Source organism: Acuticoccus kalidii (assembly GCF_021556395.1).
In the GTDB taxonomy this organism is placed as follows: domain Bacteria; phylum Pseudomonadota; class Alphaproteobacteria; order Rhizobiales; family Amorphaceae; genus Acuticoccus; species Acuticoccus kalidii.
Window position 1 is genome coordinate 37,290 of the sequence record NZ_JAKGCS010000036.1, and the last position, 24,639, is coordinate 61,928.

General features: G+C 67.1%; 23 protein-coding genes. 11 read left to right on the plus strand and 12 right to left on the minus strand.

Going from position 1 to position 24,639, the window contains the following annotated elements:
- Positions 1-72 precede the first annotated feature (72 nt).
- The 6 genes from L1787_RS21145 to L1787_RS21170 all read left to right on the plus strand — a co-directional run bounded on the left by L1787_RS21145 (position 73) and on the right by L1787_RS21170 (position 5,563).
- The gene (locus L1787_RS21145; RefSeq protein ID WP_235711098.1) at positions 73-1,074 is read left to right on the plus strand and encodes an adenosine kinase; all 1,002 of its coding nucleotides are present in this window, start codon (positions 73-75) and stop codon (positions 1,072-1,074) included.
- 133 nt (positions 1,075-1,207) lie between these two features.
- Complete coding sequence (locus L1787_RS21150) at positions 1,208-2,263, plus strand: TraB/GumN family protein (RefSeq protein ID WP_235711099.1); 1,056 nt, start codon at positions 1,208-1,210, stop codon at positions 2,261-2,263.
- Between the two features lie 51 nt (positions 2,264-2,314).
- Positions 2,315-2,731 (plus strand): succinate dehydrogenase, cytochrome b556 subunit, encoded by a 417-nt coding sequence (gene sdhC / locus L1787_RS21155; protein WP_235711100.1) that lies wholly within the window; start codon positions 2,315-2,317, stop codon positions 2,729-2,731.
- Complete coding sequence (sdhD, locus tag L1787_RS21160) at positions 2,731-3,159, plus strand: succinate dehydrogenase, hydrophobic membrane anchor protein (protein WP_235711101.1); 429 nt, start codon at positions 2,731-2,733, stop codon at positions 3,157-3,159. The genes sdhC and sdhD overlap by 1 nt, the downstream gene beginning before the upstream one ends.
- A 16-nt stretch (positions 3,160-3,175) precedes the next feature.
- Positions 3,176-4,999, plus strand: coding sequence for a succinate dehydrogenase flavoprotein subunit (gene sdhA / locus L1787_RS21165; RefSeq protein WP_235711102.1), 1,824 nt, complete (start codon positions 3,176-3,178; stop codon positions 4,997-4,999).
- 174 nt (positions 5,000-5,173) lie between these two features.
- A complete protein-coding gene (locus L1787_RS21170; protein ID WP_235711103.1) occupies positions 5,174-5,563 on the plus strand; it encodes a hypothetical protein in 390 nt (129 codons plus the stop codon).
- A gap of 50 nt (positions 5,564-5,613) precedes the next feature.
- Here L1787_RS21170 and L1787_RS21175 read toward each other — a convergent pair whose 3' ends face one another.
- A complete protein-coding gene (locus tag L1787_RS21175) occupies positions 5,614-6,813 on the minus strand; it encodes a DUF1906 domain-containing protein (protein WP_235711104.1) in 1,200 nt (399 codons plus the stop codon).
- Between the two features lie 703 nt (positions 6,814-7,516).
- Positions 7,517-8,791 carry a calcium-binding protein gene (locus tag L1787_RS21180; protein WP_235711105.1) on the minus strand — a complete coding sequence of 425 codons (1,275 nt, stop codon included), beginning with the start codon at positions 8,789-8,791 and terminating at the stop codon, positions 7,517-7,519.
- A 336-nt stretch (positions 8,792-9,127) separates the two neighbouring features.
- On the opposite strand from L1787_RS21180, the gene L1787_RS21185 reads away from it, so the two are divergent.
- The 3 genes from L1787_RS21185 (at position 9,128) to L1787_RS21195 (ending at position 10,592) form a co-directional block, all read left to right on the plus strand.
- Positions 9,128-9,736, plus strand: a complete 609-nt coding sequence (locus tag L1787_RS21185; RefSeq protein WP_235711106.1) for a 2-hydroxychromene-2-carboxylate isomerase — start codon at positions 9,128-9,130, stop codon at positions 9,734-9,736.
- 69 nt (positions 9,737-9,805) lie between these two features.
- Positions 9,806-10,261: an SRPBCC family protein gene (locus L1787_RS21190; RefSeq protein WP_235711107.1), complete on the plus strand. Its 456-nt coding sequence runs from the start codon at positions 9,806-9,808 to the stop codon at positions 10,259-10,261.
- Positions 10,248-10,592: an ArsR/SmtB family transcription factor gene (locus L1787_RS21195; RefSeq protein WP_235711108.1), complete on the plus strand. Its 345-nt coding sequence runs from the start codon at positions 10,248-10,250 to the stop codon at positions 10,590-10,592. Before L1787_RS21190 ends, L1787_RS21195 begins: the two co-directional genes overlap by 14 nt.
- 387 nt (positions 10,593-10,979) lie before the next feature.
- On the opposite strand, the gene cysN is transcribed toward L1787_RS21195, so the two are convergent.
- From cysN to L1787_RS21240, 9 genes are all read right to left on the minus strand, one after another.
- Entirely contained in the window at positions 10,980-12,881 is a 1,902-nt protein-coding gene (gene cysN, locus L1787_RS21200; protein ID WP_235711109.1) for a sulfate adenylyltransferase subunit CysN, read from the minus strand.
- Positions 12,881-13,786, minus strand: coding sequence for a sulfate adenylyltransferase subunit CysD (gene cysD, locus L1787_RS21205; protein ID WP_235711110.1), 906 nt, complete (start codon positions 13,784-13,786; stop codon positions 12,881-12,883). Before cysD ends, cysN begins: the two co-directional genes overlap by 1 nt.
- Positions 13,787-13,998: 212 nt before the next feature.
- Positions 13,999-14,811, minus strand: coding sequence for a 3'(2'),5'-bisphosphate nucleotidase CysQ (gene cysQ, locus L1787_RS21210; RefSeq protein ID WP_235711111.1), 813 nt, complete (start codon positions 14,809-14,811; stop codon positions 13,999-14,001).
- A gap of 97 nt (positions 14,812-14,908) precedes the next feature.
- Complete coding sequence (locus tag L1787_RS21215) at positions 14,909-15,115, minus strand: hypothetical protein (protein ID WP_235711112.1); 207 nt, start codon at positions 15,113-15,115, stop codon at positions 14,909-14,911.
- Positions 15,116-15,187: 72 nt separating this feature from the next.
- Entirely contained in the window at positions 15,188-15,946 is a 759-nt protein-coding gene (locus tag L1787_RS21220) for a sulfite exporter TauE/SafE family protein (RefSeq protein ID WP_235711113.1), read from the minus strand.
- 145 nt (positions 15,947-16,091) lie between these two features.
- The gene (locus L1787_RS21225; RefSeq protein WP_235711114.1) at positions 16,092-17,414 is read right to left on the minus strand and encodes an amidase; all 1,323 of its coding nucleotides are present in this window, start codon (positions 17,412-17,414) and stop codon (positions 16,092-16,094) included.
- Positions 17,411-18,835 carry a TRAP transporter large permease gene (locus L1787_RS21230; RefSeq protein ID WP_235711115.1) on the minus strand — a complete coding sequence of 475 codons (1,425 nt, stop codon included), beginning with the start codon at positions 18,833-18,835 and terminating at the stop codon, positions 17,411-17,413. Before L1787_RS21230 ends, L1787_RS21225 begins: the two co-directional genes overlap by 4 nt.
- Positions 18,832-19,467 carry a TRAP transporter small permease subunit gene (locus tag L1787_RS21235; RefSeq protein ID WP_235711116.1) on the minus strand — a complete coding sequence of 212 codons (636 nt, stop codon included), beginning with the start codon at positions 19,465-19,467 and terminating at the stop codon, positions 18,832-18,834. The genes L1787_RS21230 and L1787_RS21235 overlap by 4 nt, the downstream gene beginning before the upstream one ends.
- Before the next feature lie 497 nt (positions 19,468-19,964).
- Positions 19,965-21,083: a TRAP transporter substrate-binding protein gene (locus tag L1787_RS21240; protein WP_235711117.1), complete on the minus strand. Its 1,119-nt coding sequence runs from the start codon at positions 21,081-21,083 to the stop codon at positions 19,965-19,967.
- Positions 21,084-21,316: 233 nt separating this feature from the next.
- Between L1787_RS21240 and L1787_RS21245 the strand changes: the two genes are divergently transcribed.
- Positions 21,317-21,832 carry a FecR domain-containing protein gene (locus L1787_RS21245; protein ID WP_235711118.1) on the plus strand — a complete coding sequence of 172 codons (516 nt, stop codon included), beginning with the start codon at positions 21,317-21,319 and terminating at the stop codon, positions 21,830-21,832.
- Positions 21,829-23,733 (plus strand): CHASE2 domain-containing protein, encoded by a 1,905-nt coding sequence (locus L1787_RS21250; RefSeq protein WP_235711119.1) that lies wholly within the window; start codon positions 21,829-21,831, stop codon positions 23,731-23,733. The genes L1787_RS21245 and L1787_RS21250 overlap by 4 nt, the downstream gene beginning before the upstream one ends.
- A gap of 48 nt (positions 23,734-23,781) precedes the next feature.
- On the opposite strand, the gene L1787_RS21255 is transcribed toward L1787_RS21250, so the two are convergent.
- On the minus strand, positions 23,782-24,543 hold the full coding sequence (locus L1787_RS21255) for an SDR family oxidoreductase (protein WP_235711120.1): 762 nt from the start codon (positions 24,541-24,543) through the stop codon (positions 23,782-23,784).
- Positions 24,544-24,639: the final 96 nt, after the last annotated feature.

A 24,639-nucleotide genomic window follows, 5' to 3' on the forward strand; every position in this document is an offset into this window, starting at 1 on the left:
CCCAATCGAACCGACGAGCCCCGTTCGGACCGCCGAGATGGCCGGCCCGAATCCGGCACGACAGGAGAACTGATGACCGACGCGCGCTACGACATTCTCGGGATCGGCAACGCGATCTTCGACATTCTGGGCCACGTTGACGAGGCGGCCCTGACCAAGCAGGGCATGGTGAAGGGGTCGATGCAGCTCGTGACCGCGGAAGAGGTGGTTGCGATCGACGACATGCTGACCGAGGCGATCCGCGTCTCCGGCGGCTCGGCCGGCAACACGGTGGCGGGCGTCGCCTCGCTGGGTGGCCGCGCGGCCTTCATCGGCAAGGTCGCCGACGACGAATTCGGCGAAGCCTATGCGCACGACATGCGCCGCGTCGGGATCGAATATCGCACGTCGCCGCTGACGGGCGGCGCGCCGACGGCCTCGTCCGTCATCCTCGTGACGCCGGACGGCGAGCGCACGATGAACACCTTCCTCGGCGCGAGCCAGGATCTCACCGTCGACGACATCGACAACGACCTCGTCGACAATGCCGCGATCACCTTCCTCGAAGGCTATCTGTTCGACCCGCCGCACGCCAAGGAGGCCTTCCGCGCCGCCGCCGAGCGGGCCAACAAGGCCGGCCGCATCGCCGCGCTGACGCTGTCCGACACGTTCTGCGTCGAGCGTCACCGGGGCGATTTCCTCGATTGGCTGAAGCGCGGGCAGATCGGCATCGTCTTCGCCAACGAGAAAGAGGCGCTGGCGATGTTCGAGGGTGACGATATCGACACCGCCTGCCGCAAGCTCGCCGAGCTCGTCCCCACGGTGGTGGTGACGCGCAGCGAGAAGGGCGCGCGCGTGATTTCGAACGGCGACGTCGTCGACGTGCCGGCGGAGAGCGTGTCGAAGATCGTCGACCTCACCGGCGCGGGCGATCTCTTCGCCGGCGGTTTCCTCCTCGGCCATGCGCGCGGCAAGGCGCCGGCGGACTGCGCGCGCCTCGGCGCGATCGCGGCGGCGGAGGTGATCTCGCATTTCGGTGCGCGGCCGCAGGTGCACCTCAAGGAACTCGCGGCGAAGTCGGGCTTCTCGCTCTGAGCGGATGAGGCAACCCCTCCGGCGGCTCGCCGGAGGCTTGTGCGGTGCGATCGGATCGCACCGCACCTGCGAAAGATGGCTTTCGCGACGACGTTCACGGGTGTACGAGAAAAAGGCTACTCGGAGTGTCGTGATGGTTTGGAATGTGGGGCGCCGGCGACGGCCGGCTCGTCGGGTCGGACGGGGCGGAGCGCTCGCGGCCTTGGCGCTCGCCGGGCTTTTCCTCCCGCTGTCGCCGGTGTGGGCCGAATGCGTGCCCCCGGCCTCCGATGCCGAAATCCTCGCCGACCCGGACGTTGCCGCCGCGATCGACGTGGCGGACGCCACGATGGTGAACGCCGAGGGACGGCTGTGGCGGGTCGAGACGGACCCGCCGTCTTTCCTCATCGGCACCTTTCACATCGCCGGCAGCGGCATCGAGGATCCGGGCGCGCAGCTGTCCGGCATCGTCGAGGGTGCCAAAGAGTTTTTCATCGAGGTCGATCAGGACGATTTCGCCGCGACCCTCGCCGAGTGGCAATCCGATCCCAGCAAGATGATGCGCCCGCCTTGGGACCGGCTGTCCGACGGGATGAGCCCGGCCGAGATCGCCGCCGCGCGGGAAGTTCTCGCCCATTATGGGATGCCGTTCGAGGCGGCGGACCAGATGCGGCCGTTCATGGTCGTCGGGATTCTCAGCATTCCGCCTTGCGCGCTCGCGACGGCGGGGCGCGAGAAGGGGCTCGACCAGCGCCTCGAGGCGATCGCCGCCGAGAACGGCGTTCCGGTGACGGCGCTCGAAAGCGTCGCCGAGCAGTTCGCTTTGTTCGAAGGCAATGCGGACGAGACGGACGCGATAATCCGCATGCTCCTCGCGCAGGCCGATATCGAGGGCGCGGGCTGGGCGGTGAACCTCGCGCTTTACCGCGCCGGCCATATCGGCGCGCTGTGGACCTTCGGTCTGGAACAGATGCGTGAGGATCTCGGCGCGGAGGAGGCCGACAGGCTAGGCGCGTCCTTCATGCGGCGGATGATTACCAATCGCAATCACACCATGGTGGACCGGATGCTGCCGGGCCTGCGCGAAGGCGGCCGCGTCGCGGCGATCGGGGCGCTGCATCTGCCGGGCGAGGAGGGCCTCGTCACGCTGCTGCGCGAAGCGGGATTCACCGTCACGCCCGTCGCCGAAGAGACCGGAGCACCACTTTGACCTTAGAAGCGTTCGACGCTACTGGATGGGCGCACACGCAAGGGGAGATTCATGGCCAGCGCTGACACCGAGGTGAGCGGCGGGCGACGCCCGCGGCCGCTGTCGCCGCATTTGTCGATTTACAGACCGATCGTCACGATGGTGATGTCGATCATGCACCGCGTGACGGGCATGATGAACGTCGCCGGCCTGCTTTTGGTGCTGTTCTATCTGTTGGCGCTCGCCGCGGGGCCCGAAGCCTTCGCGACCGCGAACGGCATTTACGGCTCGTGGCTCGGCCGTATCGTTCTCGTCGCCTTCACCTGGTCGCTGATCCATCACGCGGTGGGCGGCATCCGCCATTTCATCTGGGATACGGGCCACATGCTCGGCGAGGAGCGTTATGCGCTCTCCTGGATGACGGTGACGATCTCGATCCTCGTGACGACGGTGCTGTGGGCGCTGATCGTGGTGCTGGAGGCAGTCTGATGCGGCACCCCTTGAGGCAGACCGGCCACGCCCAGCAGTTCGAGACGCCGCTGAAGCGCATTCGCGGCCTCGGCACCGCCCGTGAGGGCACCGAGCATTTCATCCGCCAGCGGCTGACGGGCCTTGCGAACGCGATCCTGGTGGTCGTTCTCGCGGTCATCGGCATCGCGCTGTCGGGCAAGACCTATCCCGAAGCGGTCGAGATGGTGGGCAGCGTCTGGGTCGCCGTGCCGCTCGCGCTGGCGTTCATCTCCGTCGCGATCCACATGAAACTCGGTGTTCAAGTGGTGATCGAAGATTATATCCAAAACGAGGGAGCGCGCGTGCTCCTGTCGCTGTTGAACACGTTCTTTGCGGTGGCGGTCGCGGCGGCGGCGCTGTTTGCGATCGTGCGCATCATGCTGGCCGCCCTCGCGGCCGGCGCTTGAACGGAAGGCTGAATTGATGGCTACGAACGGTGCAAACGGGGCGAGCACGACGGGCCCGGCCTACAAGATCGTCGACCACGAATATGACGTGGTCGTCGTCGGTGCGGGCGGCTCGGGCCTGCGCGCGGTCGTCGGCTGTGCCGAAGCGGGACTGCGGACCGCCTGTGTGACGAAGGTCTTCCCGACGCGCTCGCACACGGTGGCGGCGCAGGGCGGCATCTCCGCCGCGCTCGGCAATATGGGTCAGGACGACTGGCGCTGGCACATGTACGACACCGTGAAAGGGTCGGACTGGCTGGGCGATCAGGACGCGATCGAATATCTCTGCCGCAACGCGCCCGAGGCGGTCTACGAGCTCGAGCACTGGGGCGTGCCCTTCTCGCGCACCGAAGAGGGCAAGATCTACCAGCGCCCCTTCGGCGGCATGACGACGAATTTCGGCAAGGGCACCGCGCAGCGCACCTGCGCCGCCGCGGACCGCACGGGTCACGCGATCCTGCACACCCTCTACGGCCAGTCGCTGCGCCATTCGGCCGAGTTCTTCATCGAGTTCTTCGCGCTCGACCTCATCATGGAGGACGGCGCGTGCCACGGCGTGATGGCGATGTGCCTCGAAGACGGCACGATCCACCGCTTCCGCTCCCACAAGACCATCCTCGCGACCGGCGGCTATGGCCGGGCCTATTTCTCCTGCACCTCGGCACACACCTGCACGGGTGACGGCAACGCGATGGTGCTGCGCGCGGGTCTGCCGCTCCAGGACATGGAGTTCGTGCAGTTCCACCCGACTGGCATCTACGGCTCGGGCTGCCTCATCACCGAGGGCTCGCGCGGCGAAGGCGGCTATCTCACCAACTCCGACGGCGAGCGCTTCATGGAGCGTTATGCCCCCTCCGCGAAGGATCTCGCCTCGCGCGACGTCGTCTCGCGGTCGATGACGGTGGAGATCCGCGAGGGCCGCGGCGTCGGCAAGCTGCAGGACCATATCCACCTGCACCTCGAGCATCTCGACCCGGCGATCCTCGCCGAGCGGCTGCCCGGCATCTCCGAATCGGCGCGGATCTTCGCCGGCGTGGACGTGACACGCGAGCCGATCCCGGTGCTGCCGACGGTGCACTACAACATGGGCGGCATCCCGACGAACTTCCACGGCGAGGTGCTCACCAAGGTCGACGGCGATCCGGATACCGTCGTGCCCGGCCTGATGGCGATCGGCGAGGCGGCATGCGTGTCGGTGCACGGCGCGAACCGTCTCGGCTCGAACTCGCTGATCGATCTCGTGGTGTTCGGCCGCGCGACGGCGCAGCGCTGCGCCGAGACGGTGACGGCGGGCGAATCGCTGCCGCCGGTCTCCGACGCGGCATCCGAGCCCGCGCTCGCCCGCCTCGACCATTTCCGCCATGCCTCCGGCGGCACGTCGACGGCTGAGCTTCGGGACAGGATGCAGCGCACGATGCAGTCCAACTGCGCCGTGTTCCGCACCGGCGAGGTTCTGGAGGAGGGGCACACCCTCATCCATGACGTGGCGGGCGGCGTGAGCGACATCAAAGTCATCGACAAGACGCTGATCTGGAACACCGATCTCATCGAGACGCTGGAGTTCGACAATCTGATCGGCCAGGCGGTGGTGACGATGGACTCGGCGCTGAACCGCACCGAGAGCCGCGGCGCCCACGCCCGCGAGGACTATCCGGAACGCGATGACGTCAACTGGATGAAGCACACGCTGTCGTTCATGGATCCGGCGACCTACAAGGTGACGCTGGAGGATCGCCCGGTGCACACCTATACGTTGTCGAATGCGATCGAATATATCGCGCCGGCCAAGCGCGTTTATTGACGATCCCGTTTTGATCGACTTTTGACGGCGGCCCGGTCTCATCGACCGGGCCGTTTTCGTATCGGGCCGGGCTTGCGCGAGGCTGGCCCGTTTTCAAGTTCTAGTTGTGTTCCCTTTCGGATCGTGTATCCTTCCCATGTGGCGTTCGTTGTTCCGACGAAAGGGACACTGCCGATGGGAATGCATCTCGACGCCTCGTTTGAGAGGATCCGCCACGCAGCGATCGAGCGTCGTTGCCTCAGTTATCAGGACATCGCGGCGGCGAACGGGCTCGGCTGGAGCGATGACCTCCGCCCCGAAATCCTCGCCCATCTCGCGCTCGTCGACGCCTTGGCGCTGAAGCGCTGCCTGCCGATGGTGACGGCGATCGTGCTGCCGCAAGAGGTCGTGCCCTTCGGGGTCATGCCACCGCGCGCCCTTCTCGGCTTCGAGGCGAGCGCACGGCGTCTCGGCTATCGGTTCGAGGATGGCTTGGTGTTTCACCGCGTCCAGCGATGGCTCACCTTCGAGTGGGGCCGCAAGGGCGCCCCCTATGAAGGGCGGCCGGCGCATTGCGCGGCCTGACGCGCCGCGCCGTGCTCACCTCGCCTTGGCGCGGATGGCCGGCTTAACGCTCAGGGACAGCGCGTGTTGGCGCGGGTGCTGGAGGAGAAGATCCACTCCGGCTTCACGTCGAAGCTCGGCGTGAGGTTCGCGGACGCGGTCCATCCGTCGAAGGTGCCGTCGTCATTATAATCCACCTCGACGACATCGCCGGCGCGGCGGCCGATCCGGGCGGCGTTCGCGAAATCCACCGTGTCGCTGTGCGGGACGGCACGGCCATTGCGGCAGATCTTGTCGGCGCTGATGAGATCGCCGGGGCTGGAACGGGCGGTGCGACGGATGCGGGCATCGCCATCGCAGGAGAAGCGCCGCGCGGCGTGGACGGAGCGGATCCGCTGCGGCTCGATCCGCACCGGCGTGTCGACGCGCCAGAAGCCGAGATTGCGGTTCGCGAAGCGCGCATTCTGGACGTTGGTGTCGAGCGGGAGGCCGCGACGGCAATTGCCGGGCGAGCCGGTGAACCATTCGAGGTTCACCCCGCTCTGGAAGAGGTGCCAGCGGCCCGAATTGTGAAACGCGCTCGTGCCGGGATAGGCGCGTGAGGCCGAAAGCCAAGCGTGCTCGATGAGCCCTTCGTCGAGCAGGACCTCGAGCGCGTCGCCATTGCCGTAGGCGGCGAGATCGTATCCGGCGCTGGAGAGGATGCCGCGCACCTTGCGGAAATAGGCGACCATCGCCCGCCGCGTGGAGGCGTCGCTCTTCGAGAAGGCGATGTCGACGCCGAAATAGATCGCCGAGCCGCGCGGCTGGCCGAGCGCGCGGGCCTGCTCGACGGCGGCGCGCGCATCGAGCTCGGCCTCCGCCTCCGGGCTGCGCTCGGTCGAGGTCGGGCGGCAGTCGGCGCCGGGAAGCGGTTTGCCGTTCCGGTCCTTGCCGTGAAACTTGTTATTGGAGTCGTTGTTGTACTGGTAGATCGACAAAATCCCCATGCCGGCGCTGAGGATCGCGACGACCTCGCTGTCGGAATCGCGGATGGTACCGTGGTCGATGAGGCGCTTTTCCGGGATGTTGCGCTCCGGCTGCGGACAGCGGGCGAGATAGCGGCCGACGATGAGGACCCCGTTGGCCTTCAAATCGTCGACATAGGGGCGCGTGTCCCAGGCCGCGTCGATGATGGCGATGCGTGTTTCGGCCGCGCTGGCAGGTTGCGTCGCCGCCCCACCTACGAGGGCAAGTGCGAGGGCGGTGGTGAGGGCCGAAAGGGTACGCATCCTGCCTCCTTGGCCACCCCGACAGGGGCGGCGTTGTTATTCGTGGGGGCCGCTTGCCGCTGGCGCCGCCCCGTCTCCTCGTGGGCACCGCGCGTCGCTGGCGGATGGCCCGTGTCGTTGTTGGACACCGCGCGCCGCTGGCGGCTGCCGGTGTCGTCGTGGGGCATCGCGCATCGCTGGCGACTCGCCCCTGTCGTCGTTGGGCATCGCGCATCGCTGGCGGGTCGCCCGTGTCGTCTTTGGGCACCGCGCGTCGCTGGCGGATGGCCCGTGTCGTCGTTGAGCACCGCGCGTCGCTGGCGGCTCGCCCGTGTCGTCGTTGAGCACCGCGCGTCGCTGGCGGCTCGCCCGTGTCGTCGTTGGGCACCGCGCGTCGCTGGCGGATGGCCCGTGTCGTCGTTGGGCAGCGCGCGTCGCTGGCGGATGGCCCGTGTCGTTGTTGGGCACCGCGCGCCGCTGGTGGCTCGCCCGTGTCGTCGTTGAGCGTGCCGCTGGCGTTGCCGCCACCCCTCGCGGGGCACTGTTCGCCGTCGGCGTTGCCTTGCGGTGGGCAGCGCTCGCCTTGGGCTTTGTATCGTGGGCACGGCTCGCGGACGTCACCCCTTAAGACGCGCAGGATTGTCCCGAGCGCCGGGGCCGCGTCAACTCCCTCGCGCGCGCCGGGAGGGTGCGCGAGCGTCGCATGTCCCGGCGCGCGACGGACTTAGACGATGAAATCCTCGGCGTTGAGGGCGTGGGTGACGCCTTCAAGGATCATGACGTCCCCTTGGCCGAACTTGAGGACCGTGTCGCCGCCGACGACTTTCGCGTTCGCGAGGATCGTATCGAGGGGAAGGTCGATCGTCTTGAGGAGGATGGCGTCGCCCTCTTTGCGGGCGAAGTCGGTGATGATGTCGACCCCGCCGCCGCGCTGCGCGATGAAGGTGTCGGCCCCGTCGCCGCCGGTCAGCCAATCACGGCCTTCGCCGCCGGCGAGGACGTCGTCGCCATGCTGGCCGTCGAGGCGATCGTTGCCGGCGCCGCCGATGAGGGTGTCGGATTGGCCGTCGGGCCGCCCGGTCTCGTCGTACGTCGTGCCGCCGAAGAGGCGATCGTCGCCGCCACCGCCGACGATGCGGTCGGCGCCCTCGCCGCCATAGAGCCAGTCGACCCCGTCGCCGCCGATGAGGGTGTCGTCGCCCTGGCCGCCATCGACGCCACTGAGACCCGTCACCGTGCCTGAGCCGTGGGCGTTGTAGAGGTCGTCACCGTCACCGAGGCTCACACCCGAGGTGATGGTGCCGAAATTGTGGACGATATCGGCGGCGTCACGGCCGCTCACATAGTCGATCTCACCGTCCGCGAAATTCACGACCCGCAGCCGCCCCTCGCCGCCGAAAATGGAATCGAGCGTGCCGTGATTCTTGGCCGTGCCGCCCTGATCGCCGAAGTCCACCGTCCCTTCGACGACCGACCCGGCGGCGCCGAGATAGGCATCCGCGCCTGGCCGGTCGTGAAAGACGATATCGCCGCGGATCGTGCCGGCATTGACGACGGTCTCCGCCCGACCGTCGAGGTCGAGGGCGACACCGTCATAGTCTGTGTAGGAACCGGAATTGAGCGTGTAGCCGTCAGGGGAGGTGATCTCGCCGCGGTTGACGATGAGCCCGCTGAGCTTGCCGCTCGTGGTGATGGCCTTCGTCGGGATCGACGAGGACCAATAGAAATCCCAGTCGTCTTCGAAGCGGTCGGGGTCGGCGGAATTGTCGACCGTGTCGGCGCGGATCTGCCCGGTATTGCGGATCACATAATGCGAGCCGGAACCGCTCACCATGATCGGGTGATGGCCTTGGATGGTGCCCGCGGACGCAATGCTGATGTCGGTGTGGAATGCATCGATGTCGATAATGTTATAGCCGCGAAGTTCACCGGATGGGGTGACGGTGATCACCGGGTCGGTCTGCTGCTCTTCGACGAGGGTCGTGATTTCTGTAGCCATATGGGGAACAATTGCTGATCGCGTGCCGAGACCTGCCGGAAGACACGGTGTCCGTGACGTCTTCGGGGGAGCGCGATAAAACGAAAAGGCGAACCGGCATCCCCTCGATCCGACCAGAGATTGAACTTTTATGCAAGGGCCGGCCGCCAGCGCCGCCAGGTCCGTCGGCGCGAATGACGGACGGCGCGGAGAGGCGGGGCGCGGGGCGAGGCCGCATTGCGTCCGCCGCCACCGCGCGCGACAACGGAAGGGCGGAGCCCGAATGGCGGGTGAGCGACCGCGGCGAGTTGGAACGAGCCGGCGCGAACCGATGCGCCGCCGGCTGTGGGAGGGCCTATGACGCTGACATTCTGGTACGATTTTTCCTCGACCTACTCCTACCTCGCCGCCATGCGGATCGAAGAGAAGGCGGACGAAGCCGGCGTTCCCGTCGAATGGATGCCCTTCCTGCTCGGGCCGATCTTCGCCGAGGCCGGCTATGACGGAACGCCCAACCTCGTGACGCCGGCGAAGGCGGACTATATGTGGGCCGACATCGCGCGGCGGGCGCACCATCGCGGCCTTCCGTTCGTGAAGCCATCGACCTTCCCGCAAAAGAGCGTCGCCGCCGCCCGCGCGACCTTGTCGCTCTCCCAGCGCGAGCGCCCGGCCTTCAGCCGCGCCGTCTTCACCCAAGAATTCGCCTATGGCCGCGACATTTCCGATTTCTCGGTCCTCGAGGCCGCCGCGAAGGATGCGGGTCTCCACCCCGACACCGTCCTTGAAGGCGCGCGTGACGAGGGGGCCAAGGCGGCGCTCTTCGCCTCCACCGATGCCGCGAAATCCCTCGGCATCTTCGGCGCGCCCACCTTCGTGACGACTGACGATGTGCTCTTCTGGGGGGACGATCGACTGATGGACGCCCTCTGCTGGGAGCGCACAGGCTCGCTGCCCGAAGGCGGTTGAGACAAAGGGAAACTTTTTAGTTGCGTATTGACGTCAGGCGGGGCTAGATAAGCAACCAGGAGGTTGCTTATGACCCAGCAAGCCACATCGCTCATGATCGAGAAGGAAGTGCGCATCGCCGCGCCCGTCGACCGGGTGTGGCGCGCGTTGACCGATTATCGCGAGTTCGGCACGTGGTTCCGCGTAGCGCTCGACGGGCCGTTCGAGGTCGGCCGCTCCGTGCGGGGCACGATGACCTATCCCGGCCACGAAGGCGCGCCGTTCGAGGCGACCATCGAGGTGATGGAGACGCCCCGCCGCTTCGTCTATAGCTGGGTGCCGGATGGCGCCGGCGATGGCGGCCCGGACGAACCCCGCACCCGCGTCGAGTTCACGCTCATGCCGACCGAGGCGGGGACGACCCTGGTCGTGCGCGAAACGGGGTTCGAGGCGGTCGACCCCGACCGGCGCGTCGGTTCGATGCGCAGTCATGACAAGGGGTGGACGGCTCAGTTGCAGAATATCGAAGAGCATGTCGCAGCCTGATTGGCATGCGGCCTTGTTGAACCGGGCGCCGGCATTCGCGGCGCTCGGCGACCCGACCCGCCTCGCGATCGTTGCGACGCTGAGCGGCGGCGACGTGCGGTCCATCACCGCGCTCGCCGACGACACGCGCCTCACCCGCCAGGGGGTGACGAAGCATTTGCGCGTTCTGGAACGCGCGGGCCTCGTCAAGAGCCGCCGCGAGGGGCGCGAAACGCTGTTCGAGTTGGAGCACGAGGCGATCGACGATCTCGGCGATCAGCTCGCGGCGGTGTCCCGCCAGTGGGACGGGACGTTGGCGCGCCTCAAGGCGTTCGCCGAGGGGACGACGTGACGACGCGGTTGGCGTCGAGTGACGCCATAGGGTGAAGGGCGACCGGCCGCGATGCGGTCGGCGCGCGGCCGCCACGGGGCGCGGCGACCGTCTCCGTCGTGATCTTTCGATCGCCTCGTTCCTGCGCGCCGCGTCGGCCTCGGCGCCCTGCGCCTCGATGTCTTCTCCGGCTGCGGGTGGACGGCAGTTGGCCGTGACACGACTCTCCGAACATTGCGGTGGCGGGGTCTTCGGGCCCGTGTCGACTCTATGCGCGAGGCACGCGTCGCGGCGGTGCGACGGAGAGCGGCGGCAGAACGAAAAAGAGCGCGCCGATCGTGGCGCGCTCCGCAAGGGGCTCGTCGGCCCGCGATAAGCCGGCCGGCAAAGGTGCCGGCCGGGATCCGATCAGTCGATGATGCCGCGTTCCTTGAGGGCGGCGACGATCTTCTCGGCGTTCTCTTCGGGCTCGCCGGAGGTCGTGTCGATCCGCAGCTCGGCCGATTCGGGCGCTTCGTAAGGCGAATCCACGCCCGTGAAGTTCTTGAGCTGGCCGGAGTCGGCCTTCTTGTAGAGACCCTTCGGATCGCGCTGGCGGCACACCTCGATCGGCGTGTCGATGAACACCTCCAGGAACTCACCCTCGGCCACGAGATCGCGCGCCATCCGACGCTCGGACCGGAAGGGGGAGATGAAGGAGACGAGCACCACGAGGCCGGCATCGACGAAGAGCTTGGCCGTCTCCGCGACGCGGCGGATGTTCTCGACGCGGTCGGCGTCGGTGAAGCCGAGATCGCGGTTGAGGCCGTGGCGGACATTGTCGCCGTCGAGGATATAGGTGTGACGGCCCTGCGCGTTGAGGCGCTTCTCGACGAGGTTGGCGATCGTCGACTTGCCCGAGCCCGAAAGGCCGGTGAACCACAGCACCGCCGGCTTCTGGCCCTTCATCGCCGCGCGCGTGTCCTTCGAGACGTCGAGCGCCTGCCAATGGATGTTGGTCGCGCGGCGGAGCGCGAACCAGACCATCCCGGCCCCCACCGTCGCGTTGGTGAGGCGGTCGATCAGGACGAAGGCGCCGGTGTCGCGGTTCGCCTCATAGGGGTCGAACGCGATGTCCTCCGAGAGGGAGACGTTGCAGAACCCGACCTCGTTAAGACCGAGCTCCTTGGCGGCGAGATGGTCGAACGTGTTGACGTCGATCCGGTGCTTGATCTCCGTGACCGTCGCCGTGACCGTCCGCGTGCCGATCTTCAGGAGATAGGGGCGGCCCGGATAGAGCGGCGCCTCTGCCATCCAGACGATATGGGCGGCGAACTGATCGGCGGCCTCCGGCCGGTGGGACGGTGGCACGAGGATATCACCGCGGGAGACGTCGATCTCGCGGTCGAGGACGATGGTGACGGCCTCGGAGGCGGACGCCTCGTCACGGTCGCCGTCCATGGTGACGATGCGCGAGACGACGGCATCGCGGCCGGAACCGGCGACGACGACCGGATCGCCGGGGCGGATCTTGCCGGACGAGATGGTGCCGGAGAAGCCGCGGAAATCGAGGTTCGGACGGTTCACCCACTGGACCGGCATCCGGAAGGGACGGTCCTCGAGGTCGGACTGGACCTCGATCGTCTCGAGATATTCGAGAAGGGTGGGGCCGTTATACCAGGTCGTGCGCTCCGACTTCGCGACGACATTGTCGCCAAAGCGGGCCGAGATCGGCACGGCGGCCATGGTGTCGAAGTCGAACGAGCGGGCGAACGCCTCGAAATCGCGCTTGATCGCCTCGAAGCGGCCTTCGTCGAAGTTGACGAGGTCGATCTTGTTCACCGCGAGGACGACGTGACGGATGCCGAGGAGCGAGACCAGGAAGGCGTGCCGCTTCGTCTGGACCTGGATGCCGTTGCGCGCGTCGATCAGGAGGACGGCGAGATCGGCGGTCGAGGCGCCGGTCGCCATGTTGCGCGTGTACTGCTCGTGGCCGGGCGTGTCGGCGACGATGAACTTGCGCTTGTCCGTCGTGAAGAAGCGGTAGGCGACGTCGATCGTGATGCCCTGCTGGCGCTCGGCCTCGAGACCGTCGACGAGGAGGGCGAGGTCGATGTCTTCGCCGGTGGTGCCGTGACGGCGCGAATCGCGCTCGACGGCGGCGAGCTGGTCCTCGAAGATCAGCTTCGTCTCGAAGAGGAGACGGCCGATCAGGGTCGACTTGCCGTCATCCACCGAGCCGCAGGTGATGAAGCGCAGAAAGCTCTTCTTCTCCTGGCTCGCGAGATATTCGGAGAAGGCTTCGGGGCTGAGATTCTCGGCAACGGACATCAGAAATACCCCTCGCGCTTCTTCTTCTCCATCGAAGCAGCTTCATCGTGGTCGATCAGGCGGCCGGACCGCTCCGAGGTGCGGGCGATCAGCATCTCGGCGACGATCTCTTCGAGCGTCGCGGCCGGGCTCTCCACCGCGCCGGTCAGCGGGTAGCAGCCGAGCGTGCGGAAACGGACGGTCTTCATCTCGGGCGTGCGGCCTTCGAGCGGGAAACGGTCGTCGTCGACCATCAGGAGCTGGCCGTCCTGTTCGACAACGGGGCGCTCCTTGGCGTAATAAAGCGGCACGATCTCGATCCCCTCCAGCATGATGTACTGCCAGATGTCGAGCTCGGTCCAGTTGCTGAGCGGGAAGACGCGGATCGATTCGCCCTTCGCGACGCGGCAATTGTAGAGGTGCCACAGCTCGGGGCGCTGGTTCTTCGGGTCCCAGCCGTGATTGGCAGTGCGGAAGGAGAAGACGCGCTCCTTGGCGCGGGACTTCTCCTCGTCGCGGCGGGCGCCGCCGAAGGCCGCGTCGAAACCGTATTTGGTCAGCGCCTGCTTCAGCGCGTCCGTCTTCATCACCTGGGTGTGGTAGGACGACCCGTGCGAGAAGGGGCCGACCCCGTCCCGTACACCCTCTTCGTTGGTGTGGACGATGAGGTCGAGCCCGAGCTCCTTGACCTTGCGATCGCGGAACTCGATCATCTCGCGGAATTTCCACGTCGTGTCGACGTGCATCAGCGGGAAGGGCGGTTTCGACGGATAGAAGGCCTTCATCGCGAGGTGGAGCATCACCGCGGAATCTTTGCCGATCGAATAGAGCATCACGGGATTGCGGAACTCGGCCGCGACCTCCCGGATGATGTGGATCGACTCGTCTTCGAGCCGCTTCAGGTGCGAGCCGCGATCGACGGCCATAACGCTCTCCTACTTCAAGACCAGGCGCCTGGATATTCGCCGGACGGCAAGAGCCATGGCGAACGCAAGGGCCACGTCGGCTCGTCGATTGACGGGCGGTTGAGTGACCAGAATGTCGGCGGAATGCCGACCGGTGGTTTCGTGCGCGGGCGTCTTAGCAACGTCCGCGTACGGTTGTCGCGGTGATTCTATAATAAGTCGGGAATGATACTTCAGCTCGCGGCGCGGGCGACGATCGCGAACGGATCGAAGTTTGCGGCCGCGACGAAATAGGGGTTGGCGTAGGCGCCGGACGAATGGTCCGACTTGCCATAGAGGAATGGGGTGCCGTCGAGATTGGAGACGGTGCCGCCGGCGGCCGAAAGGACCGCGTGGCCGGCCGCCGTGTCCCACTCCATGGTGCGGCCGAGGCGGGGATAAAGGTCGGCCGCGCCTTCGGCGAGACGGCAGAATTTCAGCGAGGAGCCGGAGGAGACGAAATCGGCCACATCGAACTGTTCGATATAGGCCTTGGTTTCGTCCGTCAGGTGCGACTTCGACGCGACGACGCGGAGCGGCCCGGTCGGGGTCGAGACGCTGATCGGCGTCTTGGCGCCGGGCTTGCCGTCGGTCACGGCGGCCTTGAAGGCGCCGCTCTCGTCACCGGCATAGAGGATGTCGAGCGCCGGGGCGTAGACGACGCCGGCGACCGGCCGGCCGTTCGAGATACGCGCGATGTTGACCGTGAACTCGCCGCTGCCGGTGACGAACTCCTTCGTCCCGTCGAGCGGATCGACGAGGTAAAAGTCATCCGCGACATCGGGGATACGGCCGGCGGCGACCGATTCCTCGGCGATGACGGCGGTGATCCCCTTCTCGGCGAGGCGCTTCAGTATAACGGTTTCCGCCGCTTCGTCTGCGGCGGTGACGGGCGAGCCGTCGTCCTTCGTGCGGGCGGCGGTTCCTTCCGAGCTATAGAAGGGAAGGATCGCGGCGCCGGCTTCGATGGCGATCGCAACAAGCTCGTCGACAGAGGGATGATTCATCGGACACGCTCCAAGACCAGGGTGCCCTAAACGAACCCATGGTGCGGCGCAATGGGGCGAGGCCGACCGGGGTGCATGTCGGCGATGTTCCGCGCGGTCAGAGGAGGGACGTGCTGCGGTTCGGCGCACCCTGCGGCCGGCGGACGAGGAAGGGGCGGATCCAGAAATCGAAGACGGCCATGGCGACCGCGATCCCGATCACGATGAGAAGGTCCCTCTCCGGCACGAATGAGGCGATCACACCGACGAAGGCGATGAATCCGGCGAGACCGATGACAGATAAGATCCAGTCGAGTGGGCTCATGAGATGGGGAGCCTCCTTTGCTGAAACGACCATATCGCGGACCGCCTGCGGTGGAAAGGCGCATAGGACATATCAGCCCATCACGCCCCGTCGCACGAGATTGAGGCCGGCGATAACGAGGACCGCGAGCGTCGCACGGCGGAACTTGTCCTGGTCGAGCCGGTCGGTGACGTAAAAGCCGATCGCGATGCCGATCATCGAGGGGATGATGAAGAGGGTCGAGAAGGCGGCGCTTTCACGCGAGAGGACGCCGGATTGGATGTGCGCGAGGAGGAGCGCGATCGAGGCGAAGCCGTAGACGATGCCCTGGGTGCGCATCTGCTCCATTTTCGGCGTTTCGAGCGCCGTGAGATAGAGCGCCGTCGGTGGCCCCCAGACGCCGGAAAGGCCACCGACGAAGCCGGCGAATCCGGCGAAGCCGACCTCCGCCGGAATGCGGCGGCGCGGCGGGATCGACAGGCGCAGGCCGGCGAGCTGCGCGATCGCGAACAGCGTGACCGGCGTGCCGATGATGAGATAGAGCGCCCGCGTCGGAAGCACTGTGACGAGCTGCGCGCTGAAGCCGATCATCACCACGATGACGAGGATATAGCGCCAGTGATGGCGCGCCGATTCGATGGCGGCGCGGCTGCCATTGCGCAGCGCCTGCACCGCATTCGTCAGCACCGTCGGGATGATGAGGGCGGACAACGCGACCTCCGGCGCGACCAGCGAGCCGAGGCCGGAAATCATCACCATGGGCATGGCGAATCCGACGGTTCCCTTGACGAAACCGGCGAGGATGGTGACGGCGAAAGCGACCGCCCAGATGAAGGGGGTGAAGTCGTGCAAGGAACGTTGTCTCGGCTCGGATGAGGCCCCGCCGGACGGCGGCGCACCGTGCGACCTTTACGCCGTCATGGGCGAAATGTCGCGCTGGGATTGCCGCCGAGCGTGACGATGGCGGCCCGGCCTCCGAAGCCGGGCCGGGCGGCGCTCAAGCCTCGGCGAGGCGGTCTTGCAGCCAGCGGGCGGTGCGGAAGAGGCGGGCGTCCTCGCCGGGCCGGCCGACGATCTGGATGCCGATCGGCAGCCCCTTCGGCCCCTTCGCCACCGGAAGCGTGATCGCCGGCGCGCCGACGAAGGTCCAGAGCTGGTTGAAGGCGGAATTGCCGGTGGAGCCGTGGCCCTCCGGCGCCTCGCCCGGTGCGGCCGGGGTGATGATCGCATCATAGCGGTCGAACACCCGGTCGAGGCCGGAGGCGAGGGCGGCCTTCCAGTCGAGCGCGGACATGTAGTCGACGGCGCTCGTCTCCGCGCCCTCGGCGATCGCGTCGCGCATGCGCTGGCTGACGCCGCTCGGATCGCGCGCGACATAATGGGAGAGGTTGCGCGCGAAGTTCGTCACCATGATGCGCCAATGGGCGGGCGCCATGTTGTCGAACGCGTCGGGCAGGTCGACGAAATCGGCCGCGTCGCCCAGCGTCTCGGCGATCTCACCGAGGAGGCCTTCGAGAGCCGGCTCGGCGGCGCTCCAGGTCGGGCCTTTGACGATGGCGAATTGCGGGGTGAGCGGCGGCGCCGACCGCACCGCCGCGAGGAGGCGCGGGGCCGGCGCCGGCCGGGTCCGCGCGTCGGACGGGTCGAAGCCGAACATCGCGTCGAGGATGAGGGCGGCATCCTCGAGCGTCGTCGCGAAAATGCCGGCGGTGTCGAACGGTTCGCAGATCGTGAGCGCGCCGGTCATCGAGACCGCGCCATAAGACGGCTTGGCGGCGACGACGCCGCAGAAAGAGGCCGGACGGATCACCGACCCGGCGGTCTGCGTGCCGACGGCGAGCGGGATCATCCCGTCCGCGACGGCGGCGGCGGAGCCTTGCGAGGAGCCGCCCGGCGTGTGGGCGGTGTTGTGGGGATTGCGCGTCGGGCCGGGCGTCAGGAAGGCGAACTCGGTGGTGATCGTCTTGCCGATGATCACGGCGCCGGCGGCGCGAAGCCGCGCGACCAGCGCCGCGTCCTTTTTCGGACGGCGGCCGACATCGAGCGGCGAGCCGTTCTCGGTCGGATAGTCGGCGGTGTCGATGATGTCCTTGATGCCGATCGGGATGCCGTGCAGCGGGCCGAGCGGGCGGCCCGACTTGCGGTGACGGTCGAGCGCGTCGGCCTGGGCCCGGGCATAGTCCGGATCGAGATGGGCGAAGGCGTGGATCTCACCATCGCGTTCGGCAATGCGGGTCAGACAGGCCTCGACCATTTCGCGCGCGGAGAGGGCGCCGGCGGCGATCCGCTCGGCGAGTTCGACAGCAGACAGTGCACTCATTGACCGTAGACCAGATCCGGAAGCCAAAAGACGATGTCGGGCACGATATAGAGGATCGCCATCGTGATAAACACCATCGCGAGGAAGGGCATGCAGCCGGCGAAGATCTGCGCGAGGCGCACGTGGGGTGGCGCGATACCTTTCAGATAATAGGCGCTCATGGCCATCGGTGGCGTTAAGAACGAGGTCTGCAGGTTGAGCGCGACCAGAATGCCGAAGAACAGCGGATCGATGTCGAAGACCACGAGCAGCGGCAGGAAGATCGGCACGAAGATGATGATGATCTCCGACCATTCGAGCGGCCAGCCGAGCAGGAAGATGATGATCTGCGCGAGGATCAGGAAGGCGAGCGGCGACAGGTCGAGGCTCGTGACGAACTGGGAGACGAGCTGCTCGCCGCCGAGATAGGAGAACACGCTCGCGAACGTCCACGACCCGACGAAGAGCCAGCACACCATCGCCGACGTGCGCACCGTGAGATAGACGCTCTCGCGCAGCCGGTCCCAGGTGAGGGCGCGATAGGCGATGGCGAGGACGAGGCCGCCGAGCGCGCCGACCGCCGCGGCTTCGGAGGGCGTCGCGAGGCCGAACAGGATCGCGCCGAGCACGGAGAAGATGAGCACCGCGAGCGGCACGAAGGAGGTGATCATCATCATGACCACCTTGGAGGTGGAGATGCCCACCATCTTCTCCGGCGGCAGCTTGGGCGCGACCGACGGGTTCAGGATCGCGCGGCCGATGACGTAGACGATATAAAGCCCGGCGAGGAGCATGCCGGGCAGGAGCGCGCCGGCATAGAGCCGCACGATCGACACGTTCGAGGTCGCCGCATAGACGATCAGCATGATCGAGGGCGGGATCAGGATGCCGAGCGTGCCGCCCGCGCAGATCACGCCGGAGGCGAAGCTCGTATTGTAGCGGGCGTTCAGCATCGCCGGATAGGCGAGAAGGCCCATCAGCGTGACGACGGCGCCGACGATGCCGGTGGCGGTCGCGAAGAGGGCGCAGGTGATCAGCGCCGCGACGGCCATCGAGCCGGGAATGCGCCGCGCCGCGACCTGGAGCGTCTCGAACAGGCGATCGACGATGTTCGCGCGCTCGACGATATAGCCCATGAAGAGGAAGAGGGGCACGGCGGTCAGAACGTCGTTCGACATGACGCCGTAGGTCTGGTTCACCAGAAGGTCGAAGATGCGGTTGTTGAGAAAGCCGCCGAACCATTCCTGCGCGAGCTGCAACGTGCCGGCGTCGCCGTTTTCGACCAGGCGGTCGAACAGGCGCCATTGGCGCGCCGCGTCGAAATAGGCGTAATAGCCGAAGCCCACGGCCATCGCCATCAAGGTGAAGGCGATGGGAAAGCCGAGCATGATGATGATGATGAAGGAGCCGAGCATCAGGACGGCCACTTGAGGGTCGGTCAACGGTCGGTCTCCTGATTGCGCGTGCGGGGACGGACGATGTCGACCGCCTCCGAGCCGTGCGCGAGGATCTCGCGGTCGTGTTCTTCGATGAGCTGTTGCTCGAGTTCCTTCACGTCGCTCTCGACGCCGAGCCACTCGCCGCGGCGGATGCATAGGATGCAGCGGAAGACCTGCGCGATGCCTTGAATGAGGAGGAGCGTGCCGGCGGCGACGATGATCACCTTGAATTGGAAGATCGGCACGCCGGCCGGGCTCATCACGCTGACTTCGCGGTATCCGATCGAGCGCGAGGCGTATTTCCACCCGGAGAAGATCAGCGCGAGGACGCCGGGGAAGAAGAAGATGAAGTAAAGGACGAGCTCGACGGTCGCCTGCACGCGCGGGGGCCAGAGGCGATAGAAGACGTCCGCCCGGACGTGGCCGTCTCGCGAGAGGGTGTAGGCGCCGGCCATCATGAAGAGGGCGCCGTACATCATGTAGGAAATGTCGAACGCCCAGGAGGTCGGGGCGCGGAAGAAGTATCGGGCGACGACTTCGTAGGCAACGCCGAAGGTCATCAGGATGATGCACCAGGCGAACGCGCGGCCCACCCAGGCGGAGAATTTATCGGCGAAGCGGATATAGGCTTCCATGCGGGCCTTCTGGTGCGTTGCGCTGGCGGCTCGACCGATGGGTGTGGCCGGTCCGCCGGTCTCCCCTAGTGGCGCCGGCCGGGGTGTGAACCGGTGGGGTCCGCCCGAACGGCGCCCTCGCGCCGCGACGCGAGGCCATGCCGGCGGCGAGCGGCGTGGCCGTGGTCCGGCCGCATGCCCCCTCCGACGATGAAAACGCCGGCACTGGGGCCGGCGCCTTGAAGTTGCGGCGCGGGCATGGGCCCGACGCCGGAGCGGCTTGTTGGGCCGGTGCCGGACTGGCGAAGGCAGTCGCCAGCAGTCGTCACCGACGCGTCAAGCTTATGCGGATATTAGGCGATATGATTTCGTATTATGCAAGGAGTTCTGAATAAAAAATTTATACAGAACTGACATATACTTAGGCAATACTATCCCGTGGCGCCGAGATTCGGCGCGGGCTGCGCGACGCGCGTGGTGGCCGTCCCGGCACGCGGGGCGCCGGGACGGAGGGGGCGTCAGAAGCCCAGCTTGTTCGGGAAGTAGTGGTCGTAGGCCATCTTGTAGTCGGCCTGGTTCTGCAAGATGTAGTAGCCGACCCGGTCGGACCACGCCTTCTGCGATTCCACGACGCGATTGAAATACTCGTCCTGGGTCAACTCTTCGAGGACGGTGTCCCACGAATCGAGCTGTGCGGCCATGATCGAGTCGGGCGTACGGAAGATGTTGACGCCCGAATCATCCCGCAGGGAGACGAGGTCACTCGAATAACGGTCCATCGCGAGGCCGTAATTCGCGGTCGACGCCGCTTCGGCGGCATGCTCCAGAATGGCCTGGAATTCGCCGGACAGGCTGTCGAACAGGCTTTTGTTGAAGATGATCTCGAAGAACTCGGCGGCCTGATGGTAGGAACCGAGCATGTAATATTTCGAGACGTCCTGCGCGCCGAACTGCTTGTCGGCGGTCGGGTTGTTGAACTCGAACGCTTCGATGACGCCGCGCTCCAGCGCCGGGACGATTTCGCCGCCGGGAAGCTGCGTCACCGACATGCCGATGCCGTTCATGATGTCCGTCGCGAGGCCGACCGTGCGGTATTTGAGGCCCTGCATGTCGTCGAGCGAGGTGATTTCTTTCTTGAACCAGCCGAGCGGCTGGGTCGGCATCGGCATGGCGAAGAAGCCGACGACATCGAGGCCCAGAATGTCCTCGATCAGCTCCTTATAGAGGTCCTTGCCGCCGCCGAAATGGATCCAGGCGAGCATCTGGCTCGCGTCGGTTCCGAACACCGGGCCGGTGCCGAACAGCGAGGCAGCCTTGTTCTTGCCGTACCAGTAGGCGGTCACGTGATGCCCGCCATCGAGCACGCCGTCGGCCACCGCGTCCTGCAGCTGGAAGGCCTGGACCACCGCGCCCGCGGGCAACAGGTCGATCCGCAGCTTGCCGCCCGACATCGCTTCCACGCGGTCGGCATATTGCTGGGCCATTTCCTGGAAGATGTTTGATGCCGTCCACGCGGACTGCACCTTCAGCACTGTCGCCTCCTGCGCCCGGACGACGTTCGGGGCTGCGAGGGCCGATGCGCCTGCGACGGCGGCGGTGCCGGTTTGCAGGAATCGGCGGCGAGTCGTATTCGTCATACGTTTCCTCCCATGCGATTCTACCGATCGCTGTCGCAAGGAAGGCATGAAAGGGAAGGTAGAGCAAGTCCTGGTTGAGGAGTGTGCGTCGGGTCGATGTTGCCCGAAAGTTTGCAGAAAATACCAGCCTGGGTGCGGTGTTTCGGCAAAACGGACCTCGATTCAAATCGCTACACCGCGCAATTTTGTTTCGTTTGCAGGGGGTTCCTTGCATTTTTGTTGGAGCAGAGGTCATGGGACTCGCCAAAGGATTGCAGAAAATTTTCATTCCGGCATTGCTTCTCGGCACTCTGCTCGCCGCCGGCCCGGCGACGGCGCAGACGCCGAGTTGCGAGGAGCGGCGGCTCGATAATCCGCCGCGTGTGATGGTCGATTGCGGCGGCGGAATTTTGATCGAGCGGGAGGCGGCCGTCGAAATGGGCTTCATCTCGGCCACCGGGGGCGCCGCGATCGAGGTAAATTCGGGGGCCGTCCTCGTCGAGGTCGACGCGGCTCAAGGCGGCTTTCAGATCCGCACGCCGCAAGCGATCGCCACGGTGCGCGGCACGATCTACGCGGTCGACGTCTCGGACGGGCACACCGCCGTGTTCGTGGAGCGCGGCGTCGTCGAGGTGGCGCCGATCGAGGGCGGCGAGGCGGCGACACTTCAGGCGGGCGAGGGGGTGGACGTCACGCCCGGTGAGCCGCTCGTCGTGCGCGAATGGGGTGCCGGCCGTGTCGCGGAGCTGATGGCCCGCTTCGGCCGGTGAGGCTCCGCCCGCCTCTGCTGATCGCGATCGGGGGCGGGATCGTCGCGCTGATCTGGGCGGCACTGCTCGGGGTGCCGCATCTTTCCGTCAAGCAAAGCCCGCTCGACGGTCTCGAGGAGGCGCTCGTCGATCTGCGCTTCAGGCTGGTCGGACCGGCGGTGCCCGACCCGGCGGTGATCCTCGTCGGGATCGACGATGCGACCCTTGCCGAGGACGGTGTCGGCTTTCCCTTGCCGCGCGAGGTGCTCGCCGACATCGTGCACCGCGTCGCCGATGCCGGGGCGAAGGCGGTGGCGGTCGACATCCTGCTACTCGGCGCGGACGGGGCGGCGCGACCGGCGACGGAGGCGCTGCCGGTCGACGATGCGGCGCCCTCCGCCGACGGCGCGCTCGCCGATGCGCTCGCGGAACGGCCGGCGGTGATCGCCGCCGCGGCACAGTTCGGCGAGGCCGGCGGCGCGGTGCCGCGCGCGACGACCACATTGTGGCCCGCGCCGATCTTCGCCGACCGGGCGGCCCTCGGCATCGTCAATGTGGCGACGGCGGTCTCCGGCACGCCGCGGCATCTGCCGCTTCTGACGCTGACCGATCGCGGGCCGCTCACCCATCTCGTCGTGCGGGCGGCGGCGGCGTTTCTGGGTGTCGAGGCGGAGCTTGCGCCCGGTCTGTTGCGGCTCGGCGGGCGCGAGGTGCCGCTCGATGCGGGCTTTTACATGCCGCTGCGGATCCTCGGCCCGCGCGGGACGGTGCCGACCGTGTCGGCGCGCGACGTTCTCGCCGGGACCGCGGACGCGGCGCTCGCCGGCAAGCTCGTCTATATCGGGTTTACCGCCACCGCCGTCGGCGACACCTTCGCAACGCCCTATGACCCGGTGACGCCGGGTGTCGAGCTCCTCGCCGGCGCGACGAGCCAGATCCTCGCCGGCAACGGTCTCGCGCGGACGCCGACATGGCGGACCGTCGACGTCGCGGTCTCGGGCGGGATCGGCCTTCTGGGAGCCGTCGCGATCGGGCTGTTGCCGCTGGCGTGGGGGCTCGCGCTCGCGGGGGTGGCGCTTTTCGGCTGGATCGCGGCCGCCATCCTGCTGTTCGGGGCGGGGGTGTGGCTGAGCCTCGCGCTGCCGATCGCCGTCTGCGTGCCGCTGTTCGCGGTCATCGGCCTCGCGCGCTATCTCCACGAACGCGATCGCGCGCGGACGGCCCGCCGGACGGTGGTGGCGCTCAGCCGGTTTCATTCGCCGGCCCTCGCGGCGCGGCTTGCCGACGATCCGGCCTATCTCGAAACGCCTGAGACGCAGCGGCTCGCGATCCTCTTCGTCGACCTTGCGTCCTTCACGGGCCTCAGCGAGACGATCGGCCTCGATGCGACACAGGTCATGCTGAAAGGGTTTCACTCCGCCGTCGCCGACGTCGTCGGCGCGAAGGGCGGCGTGGTGCTGAATTATCTCGGCGACGGCGCGCTCGCCGTGTTCGGGATGCCCGATCCGCGGCCGGACGACGCCGACCGGGCGCTCGCCGCCGCCCATGCGCTGATCGTGGCGACGCGGGGGCTCGACGCGCCGGCGCCGGGCGCGCCGCCGCTCGATGCGCGCGTCGGGCTGCATGTCGACCGGGTGGTGCTGTCGCGGCTCGGCCACCGGGAACACCAGCAGCTCACCGTGACGGGAGACGGCGTCAATCTCGCGGCGCGGCTGATGGAGGTCGCGAAGGGGGCGGGGGCGAACATCGCGGCGTCGTCGGCGGTGATGGAGCGCCTCGTCTACGCGCCCGATCCGGTGCCCGACCGCCTGATGAACGTGCCGATCCGCGGCCGGAAAGAGACGATCGACGTGGCGCTGTGGGCGGTGAAACGGGCGCGCGCCGCCGAGGACGCGGCGCGGCCGGTGGTGCGCGCCGAATAGGTTTCGCTGCCCATCCGGCGCCGCGAGCGACGCCGGACGGGCGAAGCGTCAGATGCAGCGGCCGCCATCCACCTCGAGGTTGACGCCGGTGACGAGGTCGGCCTCGTCGGAGGCGAGATAGAGGGCAGCGTTCGCGATATCGGCGGGCTTCGACATGCGGCCGAGCGGGATCGTCGCGATGAAGCGGGCGCGGTTCTCCGGCGTGTCGGGCATACCCATGAAGGTCTCGAGGAGGCCGGTCTCGCCCATCACGGGCGCGATGCCGCAGACACGGATCTTGTCGGGCGCGAGCTCGACGGCGAGCGACTTGGTGAGCGTGTTCACCGCGCCCTTGGTGCCGTTATACCAAGACAGGCCCGGGCGCGGGCGCAGGCCCGCCGTGGAGCCGATATTGATCATCATGCCGTGGCCGATCGAGCGCCAATGCGGAACGATCGCGCGGGTGAACAGGAAGATGGACTTCACGTTGATCGCGAACACCTTGTCGAACGCGGCTTCGTCGATCTCCATGATCGGCCGGTTGGGGTGCGACCAGCCGGCATTGTTGACGAGAATGTCGATCTCGCCGAACGCCTCGATCGCCGATTGGATCGCGGCGTCGACGGAGGGGCCGTCGGCGACGTCGACGGTGATGGGGGTCGCGGCATTCCCGATCGCGCGGGCGACGGCGGTGGCCCCGTCGCCGTTGATGTCGAGAACGGCGACGCGGGCGCCTTCGGCGGCGTAACGCTCGGCGATGGCGCGACCGAAACCGGAGGCGGCGCCGGTGATGACGGCGGTCTTGCCTTCGAGGCGCTGGCTGTCGGGCATGGGTGTTTCCTGTGTTTGTCGGGCCGGGGCCCTTTGCTTTGGGGCAAGCCTAGCGCGCCGGACCGCGATAGGGAATCGCCAGCGTGCGGTGGTGGA

What these genes read in the sequence shown, in the direction of transcription:
- L1787_RS21145 (WP_235711098.1), top strand. Translation starts at nt 73, where the DNA reads ATGACCGACGCGCGCTACGACATTCTCGGGATCGGCAACGCGATCTTC.
- L1787_RS21150 (WP_235711099.1), top strand. Translation starts at nt 1,208, where the DNA reads ATGGTTTGGAATGTGGGGCGCCGGCGACGGCCGGCTCGTCGGGTCGGA.
- sdhC (WP_235711100.1), top strand. Translation starts at nt 2,315, where the DNA reads ATGGCCAGCGCTGACACCGAGGTGAGCGGCGGGCGACGCCCGCGGCCG.
- sdhD (WP_235711101.1), top strand. Translation starts at nt 2,731, where the DNA reads ATGCGGCACCCCTTGAGGCAGACCGGCCACGCCCAGCAGTTCGAGACG.
- sdhA (WP_235711102.1), top strand. Translation starts at nt 3,176, where the DNA reads ATGGCTACGAACGGTGCAAACGGGGCGAGCACGACGGGCCCGGCCTAC.
- L1787_RS21170 (WP_235711103.1), top strand. Translation starts at nt 5,174, where the DNA reads ATGGGAATGCATCTCGACGCCTCGTTTGAGAGGATCCGCCACGCAGCG.
- L1787_RS21175 (WP_235711104.1), bottom strand. Translation starts at nt 6,813, where the DNA reads ATGCGTACCCTTTCGGCCCTCACCACCGCCCTCGCACTTGCCCTCGTA.
- L1787_RS21180 (WP_235711105.1), bottom strand. Translation starts at nt 8,791, where the DNA reads ATGGCTACAGAAATCACGACCCTCGTCGAAGAGCAGCAGACCGACCCG.
- L1787_RS21185 (WP_235711106.1), top strand. Translation starts at nt 9,128, where the DNA reads ATGACGCTGACATTCTGGTACGATTTTTCCTCGACCTACTCCTACCTC.
- L1787_RS21190 (WP_235711107.1), top strand. Translation starts at nt 9,806, where the DNA reads ATGACCCAGCAAGCCACATCGCTCATGATCGAGAAGGAAGTGCGCATC.
- L1787_RS21195 (WP_235711108.1), top strand. Translation starts at nt 10,248, where the DNA reads ATGTCGCAGCCTGATTGGCATGCGGCCTTGTTGAACCGGGCGCCGGCA.
- cysN (WP_235711109.1), bottom strand. Translation starts at nt 12,881, where the DNA reads ATGTCCGTTGCCGAGAATCTCAGCCCCGAAGCCTTCTCCGAATATCTC.
- cysD (WP_235711110.1), bottom strand. Translation starts at nt 13,786, where the DNA reads ATGGCCGTCGATCGCGGCTCGCACCTGAAGCGGCTCGAAGACGAGTCG.
- cysQ (WP_235711111.1), bottom strand. Translation starts at nt 14,811, where the DNA reads ATGAATCATCCCTCTGTCGACGAGCTTGTTGCGATCGCCATCGAAGCC.
- L1787_RS21215 (WP_235711112.1), bottom strand. Translation starts at nt 15,115, where the DNA reads ATGAGCCCACTCGACTGGATCTTATCTGTCATCGGTCTCGCCGGATTC.
- L1787_RS21225 (WP_235711114.1), bottom strand. Translation starts at nt 17,414, where the DNA reads ATGAGTGCACTGTCTGCTGTCGAACTCGCCGAGCGGATCGCCGCCGGC.
- L1787_RS21235 (WP_235711116.1), bottom strand. Translation starts at nt 19,467, where the DNA reads ATGGAAGCCTATATCCGCTTCGCCGATAAATTCTCCGCCTGGGTGGGC.
- L1787_RS21240 (WP_235711117.1), bottom strand. Translation starts at nt 21,083, where the DNA reads ATGACGAATACGACTCGCCGCCGATTCCTGCAAACCGGCACCGCCGCC.
- L1787_RS21245 (WP_235711118.1), top strand. Translation starts at nt 21,317, where the DNA reads ATGGGACTCGCCAAAGGATTGCAGAAAATTTTCATTCCGGCATTGCTT.
- L1787_RS21255 (WP_235711120.1), bottom strand. Translation starts at nt 24,543, where the DNA reads ATGCCCGACAGCCAGCGCCTCGAAGGCAAGACCGCCGTCATCACCGGC.